The sequence below is a fragment of the Nocardiopsis baichengensis YIM 90130 genome, assembly GCF_000341205.1.
Lineage (GTDB): Bacteria > Actinomycetota > Actinomycetes > Streptosporangiales > Streptosporangiaceae > Nocardiopsis_A > Nocardiopsis_A halophila.
The window spans coordinates 1-18,227 of record NZ_ANAS01000028.1 but is presented as its reverse complement, the minus strand read 5'-3'; the positions used below and the strand labels follow the sequence as shown (position 1 = coordinate 18,227).

Below are 18,227 nucleotides of genomic sequence, written 5' to 3'. Positions count from 1 at the left end.
GGCCCCCCCCCCCCGCCGCTGCCGCCGGTGTGCGGCAGCGGGAGCGGCGGCGGCTTCGGCTTCCGGGGTGGTTGCCGGTCGCCTGCTGTGGGGCATCATGGGTGTACCTCCCTGCCTGGGGTTGCTCGGGCGGGTCGAAGGGGCCCCGGCACAGCGGCGAACTTTGGCGAGTGCAGGCGCTGTGCCGGGGGCGGATTCAAACGAACTCGTAGTTCTCGTCACGGGCGCCGCCGCGCGGGACCAGGCGCGCGCCCGCCAGCTCCGCGCGCATCCGCGCCTCGCGAAAGGTCATCGGCGCCCCCCACATGGCGCCGTCATCGGCGGGCGTCCACACCAGCACCTGGCGCCGATCGGGGTGCGAGGCCTGACCAGCCCAGTTGGTCAGCGAGTAGCCCACTCCGGAGCCCAGGCGCCGGCCGCCGTGGGCCTTGTCGAAGGCCTTGGCGCGACTGAAGTCACCGGTGCGGCGGGCGTGCTCGTTGGCGTTGCGGCGGTCGCGGTCGAGCTGCCAGACCCGCAGTTCTCCTCCCAGCCGCTCGACGCCCTGAGCGATCCAGGCCGCCGCGGTGGCGGCCGCGCGGGGGTTGGCCGGGATCGGGATGCCCCCGCGCGGTTTGCCCAGGGCCTCGTTGCGGTCGACGCGGCGGGTGGGCATGTCGGAGGCGGCCAGCGCCAGATCCCGTTCCCCGAGCGTGAGCGAGGTTGCCCAGCGGATCAGGTCGGCGGTGTCGTCGGCGGGGGCGGCGGTCGGAGCGGCATCGAGCAAGGCAGTCATGCGCTGTTCCCCAAACTGTCGGTCTTGAACGGCCGGAGTCGTCCGGGACCGTTCGCCCTATGTCGCCTAGCTTGGCTAGCCAGGCTAGAACAGTCAAGAGGAATGGCGATTTTTCTTCCTAGGCGGCCTAGACAGGCGACATAAGCTGGGAGCATGAGCATCGACCCGGAGGACCCGCGTCCGCCGTTTCAGCAGGTAGCGAGCGCCCTGCGTGCTGCCATCCTCACGCGCAAGTTCGAGCCAGGCGAGAAGCTTCCGTCAGGTCCGGAGTTGGCCAAGACGTACGGCGTCGCTCGTATGACCATCCAGCAGGCGATCCGGCTTCTTCGGGATGAAGGGCTGGTCTTTTCGCAGCAAGGCCGCGGGGTCTTCGTCCGAGAGCGGACCGAACGCCCCGCCGGCCTCCGGCCTCACATCGAGCGCGCGTTCACCGAACCGAAGGTGACCATCGACTTCGCCGGGTTCGGTGGCGAGACCTTGCATGGTGCCCTACAGGAACCGCTGGACAAGGTCCGGCACGGTCGCCTCGCACCTGAGAGCATCTCGATCCGTGTGCTTGTCCCGGACATGCGGGTGCCCATGGGACTCCCTGTCCGTATCGACACCGGTGAAGACGACCCGGCTGTCAGGGAGCGCATGGTCAACATCATGCTCCGGAACACGCAGGGCATCGAGGACTCCGTTAGCGAGCTGGAGACGCTCGGGCTCGTGCAGAAGGCCGCGGTGGAAACGCGTGTCTACCCTGTGGCCTCGATGTTCAAGCTGTACGTCATCAATCGGGCAGAGATCTTCTTCGGTTACTACCCGGTGAAGGAGAACACCGTGGTGGCCGGGGGCGAGAAGGTCGACATCTACGACCTCATGGGGCGAGACGCCGTGCTCTTCCACCAGGCCGCCGACGAAGACCCTGAATCCGCGGGATCGCAGTACGTTTCGCAGTCGCAGATGTGGTTCGACAGCATCTGGTCGACCGTCGCGAAGGAGCGGGGCGAGTGAAGGCCTCTGAGGTGAACGCGCTACAGCGCAGCCGGCACGTCCTTCTCGACTTCGACGGACCCGTATGCAGCGCCTTCGCTGGCTACCCGGCGCCTGAAGTCGCGGAGGCTCTTCGGTCCGCGGCCATCGAGCGGGGCGTCGCCCTGCCGGAGTCGCTGCGCGCCGAGGACGACCCGATGAAGGTGTTGCTCGGGCTCTGGGAAGTCGCGCCGCAGTATCACCGGGATGCAGAGGCGCTGCTCACGTCTGCGGAACTCAGTTCGGTAGCTGTGGCGACTCCGACAGCAGGCGCAATCGGGTTCATGCGCGCCTGCGCTTCGACGGGTCGGCCGCTGGCGGTGGTCAGCAACAACTCACCAGAGGCCGTTCGCACCTTCCTCGACAAGCAGGATCTCGCGCACCTGGTCAAGGTGATCGTTGGGCGAGACAAGGCATCACCCCTGCTCATGAAACCGAATCCGCACCTGCCTCGACTGGCCCTGAAGGCCCTCGAAGCGGATCCGGCAACGAGCATCCTCGTTGGCGACTCAACAACCGACATCGAAGCAGCGCACGCCGTAGGGGCAGTGGCTGTTGGCTATGCCAACCGACCCGGCAAGCGCGAAAAGTTCCGGGCACTCAATGCCGACATCATCACGGAGCACATGCGTGATCTCGCTCAGGTGCTCAGCAGCTAGACGCCACTTGCGGCGGTCCGGTTACCGCCACACGCCACATGTCCGCCACAGAAAACCGGCCGTTGACCAGCGGCGTTGCGGCTGTGGCGGACGTGGCGGACTTCCCGGAAGCCGGGGCGGGAGGAACCTCCATGGCTAGCAATCACCGCGCCCCGTGATGCCGTCCGGTGCGGGCACCGTCCGGGAACACAGCGCGTGTTCGGCTCACGCCGTGAGCCGAACACCGAACCCGCCCCCTCCCGGGGTCCGGCGGGGACCGGTGAGCCGAAAAACCGGACACCAAACGACACACCGGGCGGTCTTCGGTGAGCCGAACGCGTTCGGCTCACGTTCGGCTCAACCACTCTGCGTTACCGGGCGAACGGCGGGCGAACCCCGGATTCGCCCGCCAGAGTTGTCCGGTTCCATCCCGGTTCCGAGTCCGCCCGAGCGGCGGGCGAACGCCCCCACCCCCGCAGACCCGGATTCGCCCGGCGCCGGGCGAACCCCGTTCCGGCTCACGCCCCGCCCCCCATGGCTAGCCGAACAAGGGCCGCGCTCCAGCGGCGGGCGAGCACTCCCGCACCCGCCCCTGAGCCCCGGAGCGGCCGTGCGGGGCGCCGGTCGAAACCCGAAACACGGGCACCGTGTGCCCAGGCGGGCGCCCGGTGAGGGGCGATACCGGCCTCGAAACCGGTTTCGAGGACCGCAGAAACCACCCCCTTAGCCCGCACCGGCCCACAGCGCTCCGGCAGAGCGCCAGAAGGCTAGCCATGGGGGCAGCTCCCCGGGGCGCCCCGCTCGCGCCCCGCCGCCGCGGGGCAGCGGGATCGGCCGGCCGCCCGCGGGGCGGGCGTGACACCCGGACCGGGGCGGGCGGGGGCTGGGGGAGGGACTTACAGGCCACAGCGCTGTCACGACTCGTGACAGGCCCCCGTGACACCGGCGTGACAGGGGCCGTGACACCACGCGTGACAGCCGCGCCGCCCGACCGTGACAAGATCATCTAGCGCTGCGCGCGCCACCCACGCGCAGCCGAGAGCGGCGCGCCATGCCTGTGAGGCGTTGGCCCGAACACCTACGACCAACGCGCCCGCCCGGAAGATCACAGACCGGGGCCCTCAGACGCCGGCAGAGCGACGAACAGACGGTGCCCAAGGCGCTCCGGCGGACCCCGAAAACCGCACCGCACGGGGCATATCAGAGCCGCCGCTTCGTCTCAGTTCTCGTCTCATTCAGCACCGTTCGGAGTCGTTCGGCGGGAGTCGCGTCCGCCGCGCGACCCCTGCTCAACATGCCGCTGAACGACTCCGAACGGTGCTGTGCGGGATTGGAAAGCGTGTTGGGGGCAACCCCTCACGAGTTCGAATCTCGTATCCCCCGCCAGCCTCTACGAGGCAGAACGAAGGCCCCGACCGGGTGCGCGGTCGGGGCCTTGTTCATGTCCGGGCCCCGGTTCCGGCCTCGCACGCCCCGGACGACGCCCGCCTGGTGACCCGCATGCCGGCCGCCAAGCGCCTGGCGCTCCCGGACGCGCCGCCCGCCACGCGCAGGGCCGACGCGCGGGATCAGGCGTCCAGGACCTGGCCCTCGCGGCGGACGACTGGGGGCTCGACCGACCACGGGAAGTTGATCCAGTCGTCCGTGCGCTTCCACACGTACTCGCACTTGACCAGCGACTGCGGCTTCTCGTAGATCACCGCGCTGCGCACCTCGGCCACGTGCTCGGCACAGAAGTCGTGCACCAGCTTGAGCGTCTTGCCGGTGTCGGCGACGTCGTCGGCCACCAGGACCTTCTTGCGGCCCAGGTCGACGGCGTTGGGCACCGGCGGGAGCATCACCGGCATGTCGAGGGTCTCGCCCACCCCGGTGTAGAACTCCACGTTCATCACGTGCAGGTTCTTCACGTCCAAGGCGTATCCCAGGCCGCCGGCCACGAACAGCCCGCCGCGGGCGATGGACAGGACGATGTCCGGCTCGAAGCCGTCGTCGGCGATGGTCTGGGCCAGTTCGCGCACGGCGGTGCCGAACAGCTCGTAGGTCAGGTTCTCACGGACGTCGCCGCTCACGGTGCCCCCTCGGCATGGTGCAGGTCAGGACCGCACCCCAGTATCGCGCCCCGCGAACGCCGCCGAGGACCGGACGCGCGGTTCCGGCCCCGTGCGCTCCTCCTCCGGCAGCGCCAGCAGCAGGAGCGCGCTCAGCGCCAGGAACAGTCCGGGGCCCAGGATCATCGGGGTGAGGAAGTCCAGGGCGGTCATCCCCTCCGGGGTGGAGGACATGCCGGGACCGCCCGAGACGCGGACCCCCATCATCCCGGTGTAGTGCATGGCCGAGACCGCGACCCCCATGAGGAAGGCTGCGGCGACGATCGATCCGCTCTTGGTCAGGTTCCGGGCGAACCAGAGGGCGACCGTGGCGGCCACCACGGCGATGACGCAGGCGGCGACGGTGAACCCGGGGACGTGGTGCATCCGCCCGTCCATCCGCATCGAGGCCATGCCCATGTAGTGCATGGCCACCACCCCGGCGCCGGCCGTCGCACCGCCGATCAGCAGGGCCGGGACGCCCCGCCACACGGTGACGATGGCCAGGGCCGCGGCCATGATGGCCACCGAGACGGCCGCGCTGGCGACGGTGAGCCAGGCGTCGTAGCGCATGACCGTGCCGCTCACGCGGAAGCCCATCATCGCGATGAAGTGCATGGACCACACCGCCGCGCCACCGAGCGAGACCGCGCCCAGGGCCAGCCAGCCCCAGCGGGAGGCGCCCTCGGCGGAGCGGGCCCGGGTGGCGAACATCAGCCCGATGAACGAGCCGAGGACGGAGACGCCGTAGGCCAGTGCGGGGGTCCACCAGCCGAGCGCCGCGTGTTCGATCATGTGCGCGTCTTCTCCCTCAACGTCCCGTCGGAGCGGGGACGGGCCGGGGCGTTGGTACGGAAAGCGCGTCGGATCATGCCAAGGCCACCGTTTTGTTACAACCGCCCCTCCTAAAACGAACGTTCCGAAATCCGTTCACCCTCAGGAGCGAAAGGACGATCGGCGGGACCCGCGACCCCTCGTCACGGAGACCGCACACCCCGGCCACTCAGGGCACACAGTCGTTCTCAGACTTCTCAGGCAACCGTGACCCACCGTCACGACAGATGTGTCGCACGCATCACCCGACAACGGAGACCATGACGTACACCACATCGGCGTTCCCGAGGACTCGGCGGAGCGACCGGCCGGTGCACCGTCCCTGCGGTGGCGGCCGCACGGGACGGGGACGCCGCGGACGCGGCAGGGTCGACCGCGGCCGTCCCGGGCGCCCCGCTCCGCGGTGCGGGCGGCGAACATGCGATGCGGGCGGCCCCGGACACGACGAAGGCCCGGGCTCACCTGCGTGAACCCGGGCCCTTGGCGGTGGAGGTGGGATTCGAACCCACGGTAGGTTGCCCTACACTCGCTTTCGAGGCGAGCGCCCTCGGCCACTAGGCGACTCCACCGAGGGTGAGCCTACCGGAAACGTCGCCCGGAGAAGAAATCGGCGAGCAGCCGGGCGCACGCATCGGCCGCCTCGGGGCCGACGAGGTCCGGGGGAACCACCTCCGGGCGGTGGTTCAGGCGGCGGTCGCGCAGGGCGTCGAAGAGGGACCCGGCCGCCCCGGCCTTCGGGTCGCGCGCACCGTAGACCACCCGGTCGACGCGGGAGAGCACGGCCGCGCCCGCGCACATCGTGCACGGCTCCAGGGTCACCACCAGCGTGCAGCCGCCCAGCCGCCACTCGCCGCGCTCGCGTGCCGCCGCCCGCAGCGCCACGACCTCGGCGTGCGCGGTGGGGTCGGCGGCCGCCTCGCGCTCGTTGCGGCCCACCGCCAGGACCTCCCCGGCGGCGTCCAGCACCACCGCGCCCACCGGGACGTCCCCGCCGTCGGCCGCCCGCCGCCCCTCGTCCAGCGCGCGCATCAGCGCCGCGTCCAGGACGGCGCGGTCCAGGAGCGGACCGGCCCCGTATCCGGCCACCGTCACATCCTCAGAGCGTCCAGGCGGTCGGCGAACCCCGCGCGGGCGGCCACCTCGGCGAGCACGTCCGCGGGCAGCGCCCCCTCGGCCAGGGCCAGGCCCCTCAGCTCGCCGGCCGGCGTGCCCAGGTCGTCCAGGAGCGAGGCGTCGCCGCCCGGGTCGGGAAGGGGCTTCTGCCCGGTCCCCTCCACCTGCTCGGGCGCCTCGATCTGGCCGCTGTCCAGCAGCATGGCCGCGATCTCGTTCTCGTGCACGAAGCGCGCGTCCGACAGGAACACCCGCGGGTCCTCGCGGTCGTCCAGGCGCACGATGCCGAACCACTCGTCGTCGGCCTCCAGGAACAGCACCATCGTCCCGTCCTCGGAGCCGGGGGCGTGCTCGCCGGCGGTGTCGCGCATCGCATCGGCGAGGTCGTCCACCCCCTCGGCGTCCGCGAGGTCGACCTCCGCCGACCCCCACTCCCCCGTGGCGCGGAAAAAGACCGCTGAGAAGACCGACACCTGGTGCTCCCGGGCTGCTCGCTTCGGACCGTCCTGCCCCGGCCCCTCCCCGTGACCGTCGTGGGCCTGTCTACCCCATGGTGTCCAGGGCACGCTGGAAGGCCAACTGGAATCCCAGCCGCTCGGAGACGCTGGCCAGCACCTCGTCGGGGTACAGGTCCAGGTCGCCCGCGAGCGCCCCCAGCTCCATCTCCTCCAGCCCGAGGTCGGCCAGGATGGACAGGTCCCCCGCCGGCAGGACCTGGTCCAGGTCCTCGTCGTCGGGCACGTCGATGTCCAGGAAGTCCAGCACCTCGCGCGCCACCGGCCAGTCCACCGACGCCGTCACGTCCGAGAGGAACACGGTGATGTTGTCGTGGCCGTACACGCGCGCGATGATGAAGAAGTCGTCGCCGACCGACACGAGCCCGATCGCCCCGCTGATGCTGGGCTGCTGGCGCAGCGCGTGCAGCAGCCCCTTGAAGTCGCGGGTCAGGGCCTCGGGAAGAAGGTAGACATCCCAGAGGTCGTCTTCGCGGTAGGCGACCGCCGCGAAGTCGCCCTCCCCGGGAAGCCCGCCGTTCTCGTCGAGTTCCGTCATCGCCACCCCATCAAGGCCGGTCGTGATCGGGCCAGGATCGCAGAAGCCCTTCGGCCGCGCCATCGTAGCCCCGGACGCCGCCGCGGGGAGCGACTGCATCCCCCATTAGATCGGACATCCGGCACCGGGAGGAACCGGATGGCGAAGATCGTGTGCACCGGGAGGAAGCGGTGGTGCGCGCCGATAGACTCGGTCGCCGGATCACGCACGTTTCAGCAGCTCACCCGGAGTGTTCAATGGAGACCCTGGTCGTCGACCACCCCCTGGTCGCGCACAAGCTCACCACCCTGCGCGACGTGCGCACCGATTCGCCCACCTTCCGGCGCCTCACCGACGAACTGGTCACCCTGCTCACCTACGAGGCCACCCGGGACGTGCGGGTCAGCCAGGTGACCGTGGACACCCCGCTGCAGCCCGCCGCCGGCGTGCAGCTGAGCCGCCCCACCCCGCTGGTGGTGCCGATCCTGCGGGCCGGCCTGGGCATGCTGGACGGCATGACCCGGCTGCTGCCCACCGCCGAGGTCGGCTTCCTGGGCATGGCCCGCGACGAGGAGACGCTGCAGCCGGCCACCTACGCCGACCGCCTCCCCCAGGACCTGTCCGGCCGCCAGTGCTACGTCCTGGACCCGATGCTGGCCACCGGCGGCACCCTGGCCGCCGCGCTGAAGCTGCTGGTCGACCGGGGCGCCGACCACGTGACCGCGATCTGCCTGCTGGCCGCGCCCGAGGGGCTGCAGGCGGTGCGGGACCGGCTCGGCGAGACCCTGGGCACCGACCACGGCGCGGTGCTGCGGGTGGTCACGGCGGCGGTCGACGAGAAGCTGGACGAGAACGGCTTCATCATCCCCGGCCTCGGGGACGCCGGAGACCGCCTGTACGGCACCGTCTGATGTCCTGATCCGCTCGGCGGGAGCCCTCCGGGTGAGCGTCCGTTCCGACACGGAACGGGCGCTTTTTTGTATAGGTCGGTCCTGGAAGGAATGAATGACCGAAAAGGGGGAAGAAGGGGCCCGTGCGGCGATCACCGCGCACCCTCCGCGCACCTCGCCGAACACCCGTCCGCGACACGACTTTGACCAGTCGAATTGTTTCCGATACAGAGGTGTGACCCCCTAGAGTGATGCTGTTCGGTACCCGTACCCGACCGCCGCCCCGACCCGACCGAAACCCCTGCCCCGCGGCGCCGGCCCCACACCGCGCCGCCTCCCCGGGCCCCACTGCACCCGGGGCCGCTCACCGACCGAGACCAAGCGAGCACGGAGCGCCGTAGCTCACTGCCCCTCAGAGGAGTGCGATGCCCGAGCACACCGACACCGCAGACCGCGAACTGGCCCCCGTCGCCGACCGGCTCGGCGCCGAGTTCTCCGGCGTGCACGAGCGGTCCACCATCGACAGATGCGTGGGCGCCGCACGCCAGGGAGCGCTCGACGTCACCGGACGCGCCGCCCCCGACCTGGTCGAGCGCATCGCCCGCCAGCACCTCCAGGTGCTCGCCCTGGCCTTCGCGGAGCGGCGCTAGGGGCGCCTCCCCGGGGCTCCACCGCCACGGAACGTGACCAGCACCACACGTCCAACGTGCGTCACGCCACGCCGAAAGCGGGCATCTGGCTTTACGGGGTCGATTGTCGGTGTAACAATCACCTTGGGTTGGTGGGTCAGCTTGCATTGTTGGGGAGTCGGTCATGGCCAAGTTGAAAAAATGGCTGGGGTACGCCCTCATCGCCTTCGTTGCTTTCTACCTGCTCACTCAACCCGAAAGCGCGGCGGGGGTCATCCAGACGGGGCTCGGCGGGCTCATGTCCGCGGCCGAGTCGCTGTCGCGCTTCGTGAACGCGCTCAGCGCTTGACCCGAGGGAACATGCGGCCATGAAGCTCGTAGCCTCGACGAACCGGGCTCCCGCATCCGTCAACCGATATCTGCTGCCCCACGAACAGGACGTCGTCACCATCCGGCGGCACCCCGCCGTGCTGATGACGCCCGTGGCGCTGGTCCTGGGCGCCTTGATCATGGCCGGAATCCTGAGCAACACCGCGCTGGCGGCAACGCCGACCGCGCTGGCCGTCATCTGGTGGGTGTGGCTGCTGGTGCTGGTGTGGTTCGTCTGGAAGGTCGCGGAGTGGTCGGTGGACTACTTCGTGATCACCTCCGCGAGGCTGCTGCTCACCCAGGGGCTGATCACCCGCCAGGTGAACATGATGCCCCTGGGCAAGGTCACCGACATGAGGTTCGAGCGGTCCCTCGTGGGCCGCTTCCTCGGCTACGGGACGTTCGTCATGGAGTCGGCCGGCCAGGACCAGGCCCTGAGCCGGATCAACTTCGTGCCCTACCCGGAGCAGCTCTACCTTGAGGTCGTCGGCCTGATCTTCCCCGACAAGGGCAAGTGAGGCCGTAGACCCGCAGCGGGATCGGGGCGTCCGCCGTTCGGCGGGCGCCCCTTCGCGTGTGCGCGTTCGCGTGCGCCGGGGGCCTGCGCGGCGCGTCCGCCCCGACCGCTCCCCTCCCCGTTCACCCGCCTCACCCCCTTTCGTTCACCTTCTGTTCACCTTCATGGCGAACCCCGGCCCCACCTGCGAAGATCCCGGGTAAAGCCCCACGGAACCCCGCCATTCAGGGAATCCGAGTTGACTCTCAGGTGAACGAAGGGTTAACGTAAGGTCTCTTGCGATAGACGAAGGGGGTGCCGCCATGGTTCGCAGGCAGAGCATGGCAGCTCAGACCGGCCGCCCCGCTCCGACCCGGCGCCGCACGCGCCCGACCGTGGTGCGACGCGCTCCCGGTCAGCTGCGCCGCGCCGACGCCGCTCCTCCCGCGCCCCGCGCCTCCGAGGAGACCGTGCAGCGCCCGACGATGACCTGGGTGCTGGTGACCGATGCGGACGGCCGCACGCGGCCGCAGGCCCGCTGGATCTGACCGCGTCCGCCACTGTGCCGACGCCGTGTAAGGGGCGACCTCCCGGTCGCCCCTTCACTCGTTTCCCGCCCCCGCCTCCGGCCGATCCGCGCCCCGGCGCGGAATCGACACGTCGATGAATCCCCCGACGGGCCGCCCGAAATTCACGCCCCGCGCCTCCGCGCCGGCCGATTCACCGATCACACACGGTCAGCACCGCCGCGAGATCCTGCATTTCCGCCGTCCCCTTCCCCCTCGGCCAGACCAGGGCGAGCGCGCAATCGGCAAGCCCGGAGACCGGCACGAACGCGATGTCGCCGCGCCGACTCGTACCCTGCCGGGACCGCCGGCCGAACCGGGCTGGCCGGGCTCGGCGACGCCTCGGTCCTGTGGACGGCCGGTGTGCTCGCGATCGGCGCCCTGGCGGTCACCCTGGCCGGACGGGCACCCGACCGCCGGTGACCCCCTCCCCGCCCGATGGCCCCGCCGCTCCGGCGGGGCCGCGGGCCTGCCGGGTCGGCTCTATCCGGGGGCCATGTCGACGAAGCGGCTGTAGTGCCCCTGGAAGGCGACGGTGACCTCGGCGGTGGGGCCGTTGCGGTGCTTGGCCACGATGATGTCGGCCTCACCGGCCCGAGGGGACTCTTTGTCGTGAACGTCCTCTCTGTACAACAAAAGCACCATGTCAGCATCTTGCTCGATGGAGTTGTGGACATTGATCCCGTTCGCCACGAAGTTGTGGGCGCCGAGCACGGTCGCGTCGAACACCTCCTGGGGGCCCAAGGGCTCGATCTCAGCGATCTCGTCCCAGAAGACATCGTTGGTGGCCACCAGTTCCAGCTCGGCGTCGTCGAGGACTTCGGCCACCTTTCCCATGCGCGGTCTGCTCGGGCTGTACTTCCACATGCCGGATCCGGAGAACTGGGTCCCCATCGCAGCCGCGAACTCCCGGTGCGTCATCCCTTTCTCGGCGAGGGTGGTACGCACCCGCTCCCACACCTGGACGGGGATGGTGTCGAGGTTGGTGCTGCCCGAGCGCTCGGCGAGCTCTTCCAGGCACAGCTCTGCCAGGAGGGCCCGCTCACCGTGCACCCCGACCTTCTTGAGGAACCTCACCTGGTTCTCAGTGCCGTAGACGTGGAGCTGGTACCCGGGACGGTATCCCTGCTTACGCGTCACCTTCAGACGCGTCATCACGTTGAAACGCAGCAGAAGGGCCGCGACGTCGTCGACGAGCCTTCGGCTGGTCGATGCATAGTAGATCCGGGCCATGCCCGACTTGTCATCCCAGAACACGCAGCCATCGGTGGACCAGAGATGGCGCAGGAACAGTGCGACCTGGTCGTTCGCAAGCGAGAAGACAGGAGCAGGGACGAACTTCTCGTGGCTGCGCAGACCGAACAGGCCGAAGCCTTCGAGCCACTCCGCGATCGGGTTCCGCTTGCCGCGTGCCAGGCGGCGCGGTGAACGCAGCCTCAGCGAGGTCGCCCTGGCCTCCTCATGGTCGTCGCGGACCGGGGTGATACCGAAGTGCGCGGCGGCCTCCGTCACCGCGCCCAGGTTCGCCTGGTCGACACTGGCGTACCGGATCGGCTGGCGCTTGACGAAGGAGCCGTCTCCGATGAGGTGCCCGAGCATCACGACCTCTGCCTCGGGCCAGTGCTCTACCTTCTGCGGGGCCGGAGTATGCCGGGGGACGGCGATCCGGTCACCGGCAGCGAGCTCTGCCAGGGACCGCCAGCCCCCGTAGGCGAGGAACGGGTGGTTGGCCGACGCTGTTACCTCTCTACCGGAGCGCAGGCGCAGACGGAAGACGTCCTTGACCCCGCTGGAGAAGACATGGGTCATGGTCCGCTGCGTCAGGCGCAGGCGTTCGTCCAGCGCCCAAACCGGGACGTCTCGGGCCCCCTCGGCGTACAGCTCACCCATGGTGGTCTCGGCACCGGTGTCGGCACGGAGGATCCGCGTGTCCGCCGTGAGGCATCCCGACTCTCGAAGATCGCTCACTTGGGGCTTTTTGTCCGTTCTCTGTTCCGGACCTCGGTTGAGCTGCGAAAGCGCGATGACCGGGACCTCCAGCTCCTTGGCGAGGAGCTTCAGCGACCGGGAGAACTCCGAGACCTCCTGCTGACGGCTCTCGACCCTGCCCGAGGAGCTCATCAGCTGCAGGTAGTCGACCACGACGAGCTTGAGGTCGTGCTGCTGCTTCAACCGGCGGCACTTGGCCCGAATCTCCATCATCGACATGTTCGGGGAGTCATCGATGAAGAGCGGGGCGCCCGCCACCTCGCCCATCCTGCGCGCCAGGCGCTGCCAGTCGTCGTCGGTCATCAGCCCCGAGCGCATGGTGTGCAGCGGCACGCGCGCCTCGGCCGACAGCAGGCGCATGACGATCTCGTTGCGCCCCATCTCCAGACTGAAGAAGACCGAGGTCAACTGGTTCTTAATCGACGCGGCACGCGCAAAATCCAGGGCCAGCGTCGATTTGCCCACCGCCGGCCTCGCGGCGATGATCACCATCTGGCCGGGGTGGAGGCCGTTGGTGAGCTGGTCGAAGTCGGTGAAGCCGGTGGGAACGCCCGTCATGGAACCGTCGTGGGCGGAGATCGCCTCGATCTCGTCCAGGGCCCCGGGCATGATGTCGCTCAGCGGGAGGTAGTCCTCCCCCGTGCGCTTCTCGGCGACGCGGAAGACCTCGGCCTGGGCCTGGTCGACGATGTCGTCGACCTCGCCGTCGCCGGTGTAGCCCATCTGGGCGATGTGCGTGCCCACCTCGACCAGCCGCCGCAGCACCGCCCGGTCGGCGACGATGCGAGCGTAGTAGCCGGCGTTGGCCGCGGTCGGGATCGCCTCGGTCAGCGTGTGCAGGTAGGGCGCACCGCCGACGCGGGCGATCTCCCCGCGCTTGGTCAGCTCGGCGTTGACGCTGATCGCGTCCACCGGCTCCCCGCGGGAGAACAGGTCCACGACCGCGTCGTAGACCGTCTGGTGCGCGGGGCGGTAGAAGTCGCTGGAGCGCACGATCTCGACGACCTCGGTGATGGCGTCCTTGGACAGCAGCATGCCGCCCAGGACGCTCTGCTCGGCCAGGATGTCGTGCGGTGGGGTGCGGTCGAACCCCCCTTGCTCCGGCGGCTGCTCGGCGACGCTCACGTACTCTCCCCCTGATGACGGCCGGTGGTCTGCCCGCACCGGCCCCAGTGATTGTCCCGACCCGGCGGCCCCTTCGGCAAAGCGACCTGTGGACGCCGCTGGGGAGATCCTGTGGACGACTCCGGCGATCCTGCGGATAGCTTGTGCACAACGGTTGTGGATAACTCGGGCGCACTCCCTGCGCACACGGTATGACCTGCGAATACCCTGTACACCGCCTGTGCGTGAAAGAAACCGCACACATCTTCGTCCACAGGTTTTCCACAGGGCGTTCGACACACCGTGGACGGCGCGCCCGAACCTCGAACACGTGTCCGGTACCGTTGCAGGGCCATGTCCGCACTCCTGTCCGCGCCGCCCTTCCGCCACCCGCACGACCGCGAGATCTTCCACCTCGCCGTCCCCACCTTCTTCGCCCTGATCGCCGAGCCGCTGCTGCTGCTCACCGACACCGCGATCGTGGGGACCCTGGGCACCCGCCCGCTGGGCGGGCTGGGGGTGGCCGGGCAGATCCTGATGACCCTGGCCAACCTGTGCATCTTCCTGGCCTACGGCACCACCGCGGCGGTCGCCCGCAGCTACGGCGCCGGCCGTGTCCGCGACGGGGTGCGCAGCGGTGTCGACGGCCTGTGGCTGGCGCTGGTCATCGGCGCGGCGGTGGCCGCCGCCGGCTACGCGGCCGGGCCCTGGCTGGTCGAGGCGCTGGGCGCCTCGGACGACGTCGCCCCCTACGCCGTGACCTACCTTCGGGTGAGCCTGCTCAGCGCCCCCGCGCTGCTGCTGATCATGGCGGGGACCGGTGTACTGCGCGGCCTGCAGGACGCCCGCACCCCGCTGCTGGTGTCGCTGGGCACCGCCGCGGCCAACGCCGCCCTCGCCGCGCTGCTGGTGCTCGTACTGGACCAGGGCATCGCCGGGTCGGCCTGGGCCACGGTGGTCGCCCAGTGGGGCGGCGCCGCCGTGTACCTGGCGGTGGTGGTGCGCGCCGCCCGCCGGCACGGGGTGTCCCTGGCACCCGACGCGGCCGGGCTGAAGGCCTCGGCGGCCGCCGGCGCCGCGCTGTTCGTGCGGACCGTGTCGCTGCGGGTGGTGCTGGTCGTCACCACCGCGGTCGCCGCCCGCCTGGGCGACCAGGAGATCGCGGCGCAGCAGGTCGCCTTCCAACTGTGGTCGCTGCTGGTGTTCGCGATGGACGCGATCGCGGTGGCCGCCCAGGCGATCATCGGCCGCTACCTCGGGGCCGGGGACGGGCGCGGGGCGCGGGCCGCCACGCGCCGCATGGTCGAGTGGGGCGTCATGATCGGCGCGGTGTTCACCCTGCTGGTGCTGGTGGTGCGCCCCTGGGCGCCCCTCCCCTTCACCGACGACCCCGGCGTGCACGCGCTGATCCTGTCGGCACTGCTGGTCGTGGCGCTGCTGCAGCCGCTGAGCGGGGTGGTGATGGTGCTCGACGGCATCCTGATGGGCGCCGGCGACCAGCGCTACCTGGCCTGGGCGAGCTTCTGGACCATGCTCGCCTTCCTGCCGTGCGCCGCCGCGGTGCTGTGGACGACGCCCCCGGGATCGCCCGACTCGCTGCTGCGGCTGTGGCTGGCGTTCGGCGTGTGGATGGTCGCGCGGGGCATCACCCTGGGCCGGCGCGCCCGCGGCGACGCGTGGGTGGTGCTGGGGGCGGAGCGGAACTGACCCGCCCGGGCTCCCGCTCAGCCGTCCTCGCCCTCCCCCTCGGCCCGTCCCTCGGGCGCGCCCTCGTCGGCGCCGTCCGCCCGCATCGCGTCGCGCTCGCCGATCGCCGGCCCGTGGTAGTACGGCGCGGTGCGCTCCCCCGCGGGCTGCGCCGGGTAGGTGGGCAGGTTCTCCTCGGGAAGCTCGGCCAGGGCGAGCAGCTCCAGGCGCTGCTCGGCGGTGCGCATCCGCGCGGCGACGTCCCTGCGCAGCTCGGGCAGCATCCCGTACAGCCGGTCGCCCGGGCAGCTGGTGGCGTTGTAGTCGCGGTGCCCGACGATGCACTCGGCCGGGTCCAGCCCGTAGACCAGGCACAGCCAGGCGCAGGTGTCGGCGAGCGCGTCCATGAGCGCCTCGGGCGGGGCGGCCGAGGTGTAGAGCCCCTCGTTCTCGATGCCCACCGTGTGCGAGTTGTGGTTCGCGGTGTGCGCGCCGATGACGTGCCGGCCGTCGCGGATGGCCTGGAGGCTGCGGTTGCGCCCCTCCATGATGTGCCCGCCGCGGGAGATGGTGAGCTGCTGGCCGGTGTCGTCCCAGCCGTTGTTGTCCATGTGGTGGCGCTGGATGGAGCGGGAGAGCGCCGCCGCGTGGCTCTTGGAGTAGTCGGTGCTGTTGGGCGTTGCGGTGTGGTGCACCACGATGTGGTCGGGCCCCCCGGTGAGGGTCGCGAACCGCCGGGGCCTGCGGGCGCCCCAGTCCGACCGGGTGTAGACCTTCGGGGCGGCGACGGCGTGGGCGGGCGCGGGGGCGGCCAGGTCTGCCGCGCCGCCGAGCAGCACCGCTCCGGCGGCCAGGACGCCGGCCCGCACGACGGTACGCCGACTGGGACCGTTCGACTGCGGGAACACCTGCTCGTGACTGCCCATCTCGGCCTCATCCTTCCTGTGGGGCGACATGCCCACAGGCCACGATAAGTTACAAATAGTAATCAAAGAATCACTATGGGCAATACGGCGTGTCCGCCCGGCGGAGCGCCCGGGAGCGGAGCCGGGGAGGCCCCCGGAACGACGAAGGGCCCCGCCCCCGCAGAGCGGGGAGCGGGGCCCAAGGGGCGGCGGCGCGCTCAGGCGCCGACGACCTCCAGCGCGATGGTGGCCGAGACCTCCGGGTGCAGACGGATCTGCACCTTGTGCTCGCCGACCGACTTGATCGGGTTGCGGATCTCGATCCGGCGCTTGTCGACCTCGGGGCCGCCGGCGGCCTTGACCGCGTCGGCGACGTCCCCGGCCGTGACCGAGCCGAACAGCCGACCGCCGTCGCCGGCGCGGCGGCCGAGCTCGACGCGGACCGAGCGCAGGCGCTCGGCGATCTGCTCGGCCTCGTCCAGCGTGCGGATGTCACGGGCCTGGCGGGCGCGGCGGATGGAGTCGATCTGCTTCTGGCCGCCCCGGGTCCACCGGATGGCGAACCCGCGCGGAAGCAGGTAGTTGCGGCCGTAGCCGTCCTTCACCTCGACGACGTCGCCGGGGGCACCGAGACCGTTGACCTCGTGGGTCAGAATCAGCTTCACGACTAATACCTCCCTCGGATATCCCCGTTTAGCGAGCGGTGCTGGTGTAGGGCAGCAGCGCCATCTCGCGGGCGTTCTTGATCGCCGTCGCGACGTCGCGCTGGTGCTGCGTGCAGTTGCCGGTGACGCGGCGGGCACGGATCTTGCCGCGGTCGGAGATGAACTTGCGCAGCAGAGTGGTGTCCTTGTAGTCGATGTAGGACGCCTTCTCCTGGCAGAAGAGGCAAACCTTCTTCTTGGGCTTGCGTGCTGCCGGCTTCGCCATCGTGGTGCTCCTTTGTCAAGAGCCCCGGATTCGTCCGGGGATGGTCTGTTGGACAAGTGTGGCCGTCGCGGAGGCCCTTAGAACGGGGGCTCGTCGGAGAACCCGCCGCCGCCGAAGCCGCCGCCACCGCCGTTGGTCGCCCAGGGGTCGTCGGCCGGAGGGCCGGAGCGGCCGCCCTGGGAGCCGCCGCTGAAGCCGCCCCCCTGGTTGCCGTATCCGCCGCCCTGCTGGCCGCCGAAGCCCCCGCCACCGCCGCCGCCGAAACCGCCGCCCTGGCCGCCCTGGCGCTGCGTGCGGGCCACCTTGGCGGTGGCGTAGCGCAGCGCGGGCCCGACCTCCTCGACGTCGATCTCGAAGACGGTGCGCTTCTCGCCCTCCTTCGTCTCGAAGGAGCGCTGCTTCAGGCGCCCCTGGACGATGACGCGCATACCGCGCTGGAGGCTCTCGGCCACGTTCTCGGCGTACTGGCGCCACACCGCGCAGCTGAGGAACATGGACTCGCCGTCCTTCCACTCGCCGCTCTGGCGGTCGAAGACGCGCGGTGTGGAGGCGACGCGGAAGTTGGCGACCGCGGCCCCGCTGGGGGTGAATCGCAGCTCAGGGTCGTCGACGAGGTTGCCGACGAGCGTGATCTGGGTCTCGCCTGCCATGAAAGGCTCCGGTTCCTATCGGTTCGGATCAGGCGTGCGGGGCGTTGCCGCGGACGCGGACCTAGTGGACCTCGGGGCGGAGGACCTTGGTGCGCAGGACGGACTCGGTCAGGTTGAGCTGGCGGTCCAGCTCCTTGACCGTGGCGGGCTCGGCCGACAGGTCGATCACCGCGTAGATGCCGTCGGTGTTCTTCTCGATGTCGTAGGAGAGGCGGCGCTTGCCCCAGACGTCGACCTTCTCCACGGAGCCGCCGTCGTTGCGGACCACCGCGAGGAACTTGTCGAGCGACGGGGCCACCGTGCGCTCATCGAGGTTCGGGTCGAGGATGACCATGACTTCGTAACGACGCATACCGTCGTACCTCCTCTGGACTGTCGCGGCCATGGTCTCTCCATGGCAGGAGGGCTGTTGAGCCAGACGAACGCCAAGATTACCAGCTGTCAAGGGGCTGATTCGCCGACTTCGCGAGGGGCCTTCCGGGCCTCCTCACCTGCCCAGGCGGCATCGACCGTACCGCCT

General features: G+C 70.3%; 20 protein-coding genes and 1 tRNA gene. 8 read left to right on the top strand and 13 right to left on the bottom strand.

Features of this window, described 5'->3' with window-relative positions; genetic code table 11:
- Positions 1-196: 196 nt before the first annotated feature.
- On the bottom strand, positions 197-775 hold the full coding sequence (locus C892_RS0121205; protein WP_017558822.1) for a hypothetical protein: 579 nt from the start codon (positions 773-775) through the stop codon (positions 197-199).
- A 153-nt stretch (positions 776-928) separates the two neighbouring features.
- Here C892_RS0121205 and C892_RS0121200 point away from each other — a divergent pair, with 153 nt between their 5' ends.
- On the top strand, positions 929-1,771 hold the full coding sequence (locus tag C892_RS0121200) for a GntR family transcriptional regulator (RefSeq protein ID WP_017558821.1): 843 nt from the start codon (positions 929-931) through the stop codon (positions 1,769-1,771).
- Positions 1,768-2,448, top strand: coding sequence for an HAD family hydrolase (locus tag C892_RS0121195; protein ID WP_017558820.1), 681 nt, complete (start codon positions 1,768-1,770; stop codon positions 2,446-2,448). The genes C892_RS0121200 and C892_RS0121195 overlap by 4 nt, the downstream gene beginning before the upstream one ends.
- Positions 2,449-3,995: 1,547 nt before the next feature.
- On the opposite strand, the gene C892_RS0121190 is transcribed toward C892_RS0121195, so the two are convergent.
- The 6 genes from C892_RS0121190 to C892_RS0121165 form a co-directional block, all read right to left on the bottom strand.
- Complete coding sequence (locus C892_RS0121190; RefSeq protein WP_017539569.1) at positions 3,996-4,496, bottom strand: phosphoribosyltransferase; 501 nt, start codon at positions 4,494-4,496, stop codon at positions 3,996-3,998.
- A 24-nt stretch (positions 4,497-4,520) separates the two neighbouring features.
- Entirely contained in the window at positions 4,521-5,309 is a 789-nt protein-coding gene (locus C892_RS0121185; protein WP_017558819.1) for an MHYT domain-containing protein, read from the bottom strand.
- Positions 5,310-5,829: 520 nt separating this feature from the next.
- A tRNA-Ser gene (locus tag C892_RS0121180) sits at positions 5,830-5,917 on the bottom strand.
- 10 nt (positions 5,918-5,927) lie between these two features.
- Positions 5,928-6,377, bottom strand: a complete 450-nt coding sequence (locus tag C892_RS0121175) for a nucleoside deaminase (RefSeq protein ID WP_394296681.1) — start codon at positions 6,375-6,377, stop codon at positions 5,928-5,930.
- Between the two features lie 59 nt (positions 6,378-6,436).
- Positions 6,437-6,934: a tRNA adenosine deaminase-associated protein gene (locus tag C892_RS0121170; RefSeq protein ID WP_017539572.1), complete on the bottom strand. Its 498-nt coding sequence runs from the start codon at positions 6,932-6,934 to the stop codon at positions 6,437-6,439.
- Positions 6,935-7,004: 70 nt separating this feature from the next.
- Entirely contained in the window at positions 7,005-7,514 is a 510-nt protein-coding gene (locus tag C892_RS0121165; protein ID WP_017539573.1) for a tRNA adenosine deaminase-associated protein, read from the bottom strand.
- A gap of 236 nt (positions 7,515-7,750) precedes the next feature.
- Between C892_RS0121165 and upp the strand changes: the two genes are divergently transcribed.
- From upp to C892_RS0121140, 5 genes are all read left to right on the top strand, one after another.
- A complete protein-coding gene (gene upp, locus C892_RS0121160; RefSeq protein ID WP_017539574.1) occupies positions 7,751-8,404 on the top strand; it encodes a uracil phosphoribosyltransferase in 654 nt (217 codons plus the stop codon).
- A gap of 404 nt (positions 8,405-8,808) precedes the next feature.
- Complete coding sequence (locus C892_RS0121155) at positions 8,809-9,033, top strand: three-helix bundle dimerization domain-containing protein (RefSeq protein ID WP_017539575.1); 225 nt, start codon at positions 8,809-8,811, stop codon at positions 9,031-9,033.
- 163 nt (positions 9,034-9,196) lie between these two features.
- On the top strand, positions 9,197-9,361 hold the full coding sequence (locus C892_RS31885) for a hypothetical protein (protein ID WP_017539576.1): 165 nt from the start codon (positions 9,197-9,199) through the stop codon (positions 9,359-9,361).
- A 19-nt stretch (positions 9,362-9,380) separates the two neighbouring features.
- Positions 9,381-9,899: a PH domain-containing protein gene (locus C892_RS0121145; protein WP_017539577.1), complete on the top strand. Its 519-nt coding sequence runs from the start codon at positions 9,381-9,383 to the stop codon at positions 9,897-9,899.
- Between the two features lie 319 nt (positions 9,900-10,218).
- The gene (locus C892_RS0121140; RefSeq protein ID WP_017539578.1) at positions 10,219-10,425 is read left to right on the top strand and encodes a hypothetical protein; all 207 of its coding nucleotides are present in this window, start codon (positions 10,219-10,221) and stop codon (positions 10,423-10,425) included.
- A 501-nt stretch (positions 10,426-10,926) separates the two neighbouring features.
- Here the strand turns inward: C892_RS0121140 and C892_RS0121135 are convergent.
- Positions 10,927-13,557, bottom strand: coding sequence for a replicative DNA helicase (locus tag C892_RS0121135; RefSeq protein WP_017558817.1), 2,631 nt, complete (start codon positions 13,555-13,557; stop codon positions 10,927-10,929).
- A 333-nt stretch (positions 13,558-13,890) separates the two neighbouring features.
- Between C892_RS0121135 and C892_RS0121130 the strand changes: the two genes are divergently transcribed.
- Positions 13,891-15,243 carry an MATE family efflux transporter gene (locus C892_RS0121130; protein WP_017558816.1) on the top strand — a complete coding sequence of 451 codons (1,353 nt, stop codon included), beginning with the start codon at positions 13,891-13,893 and terminating at the stop codon, positions 15,241-15,243.
- 17 nt (positions 15,244-15,260) lie between these two features.
- On the opposite strand, the gene C892_RS0121125 is transcribed toward C892_RS0121130, so the two are convergent.
- From C892_RS0121125 to rpsF, 5 genes are all read right to left on the bottom strand, one after another.
- The gene (locus C892_RS0121125; protein WP_017558815.1) at positions 15,261-16,148 is read right to left on the bottom strand and encodes a peptidoglycan recognition protein family protein; all 888 of its coding nucleotides are present in this window, start codon (positions 16,146-16,148) and stop codon (positions 15,261-15,263) included.
- A 197-nt stretch (positions 16,149-16,345) separates the two neighbouring features.
- Positions 16,346-16,792 (bottom strand): 50S ribosomal protein L9, encoded by a 447-nt coding sequence (gene rplI / locus C892_RS0121120; RefSeq protein ID WP_017539583.1) that lies wholly within the window; start codon positions 16,790-16,792, stop codon positions 16,346-16,348.
- A gap of 28 nt (positions 16,793-16,820) precedes the next feature.
- Positions 16,821-17,057, bottom strand: a complete 237-nt coding sequence (gene rpsR / locus C892_RS0121115) for a 30S ribosomal protein S18 (protein WP_017539584.1) — start codon at positions 17,055-17,057, stop codon at positions 16,821-16,823.
- 77 nt (positions 17,058-17,134) lie between these two features.
- Positions 17,135-17,707, bottom strand: coding sequence for a single-stranded DNA-binding protein (locus C892_RS0121110; protein WP_017558814.1), 573 nt, complete (start codon positions 17,705-17,707; stop codon positions 17,135-17,137).
- A 61-nt stretch (positions 17,708-17,768) separates the two neighbouring features.
- Entirely contained in the window at positions 17,769-18,059 is a 291-nt protein-coding gene (rpsF, locus tag C892_RS0121105) for a 30S ribosomal protein S6 (RefSeq protein WP_026123554.1), read from the bottom strand.
- Positions 18,060-18,227 lie beyond the last annotated feature (168 nt).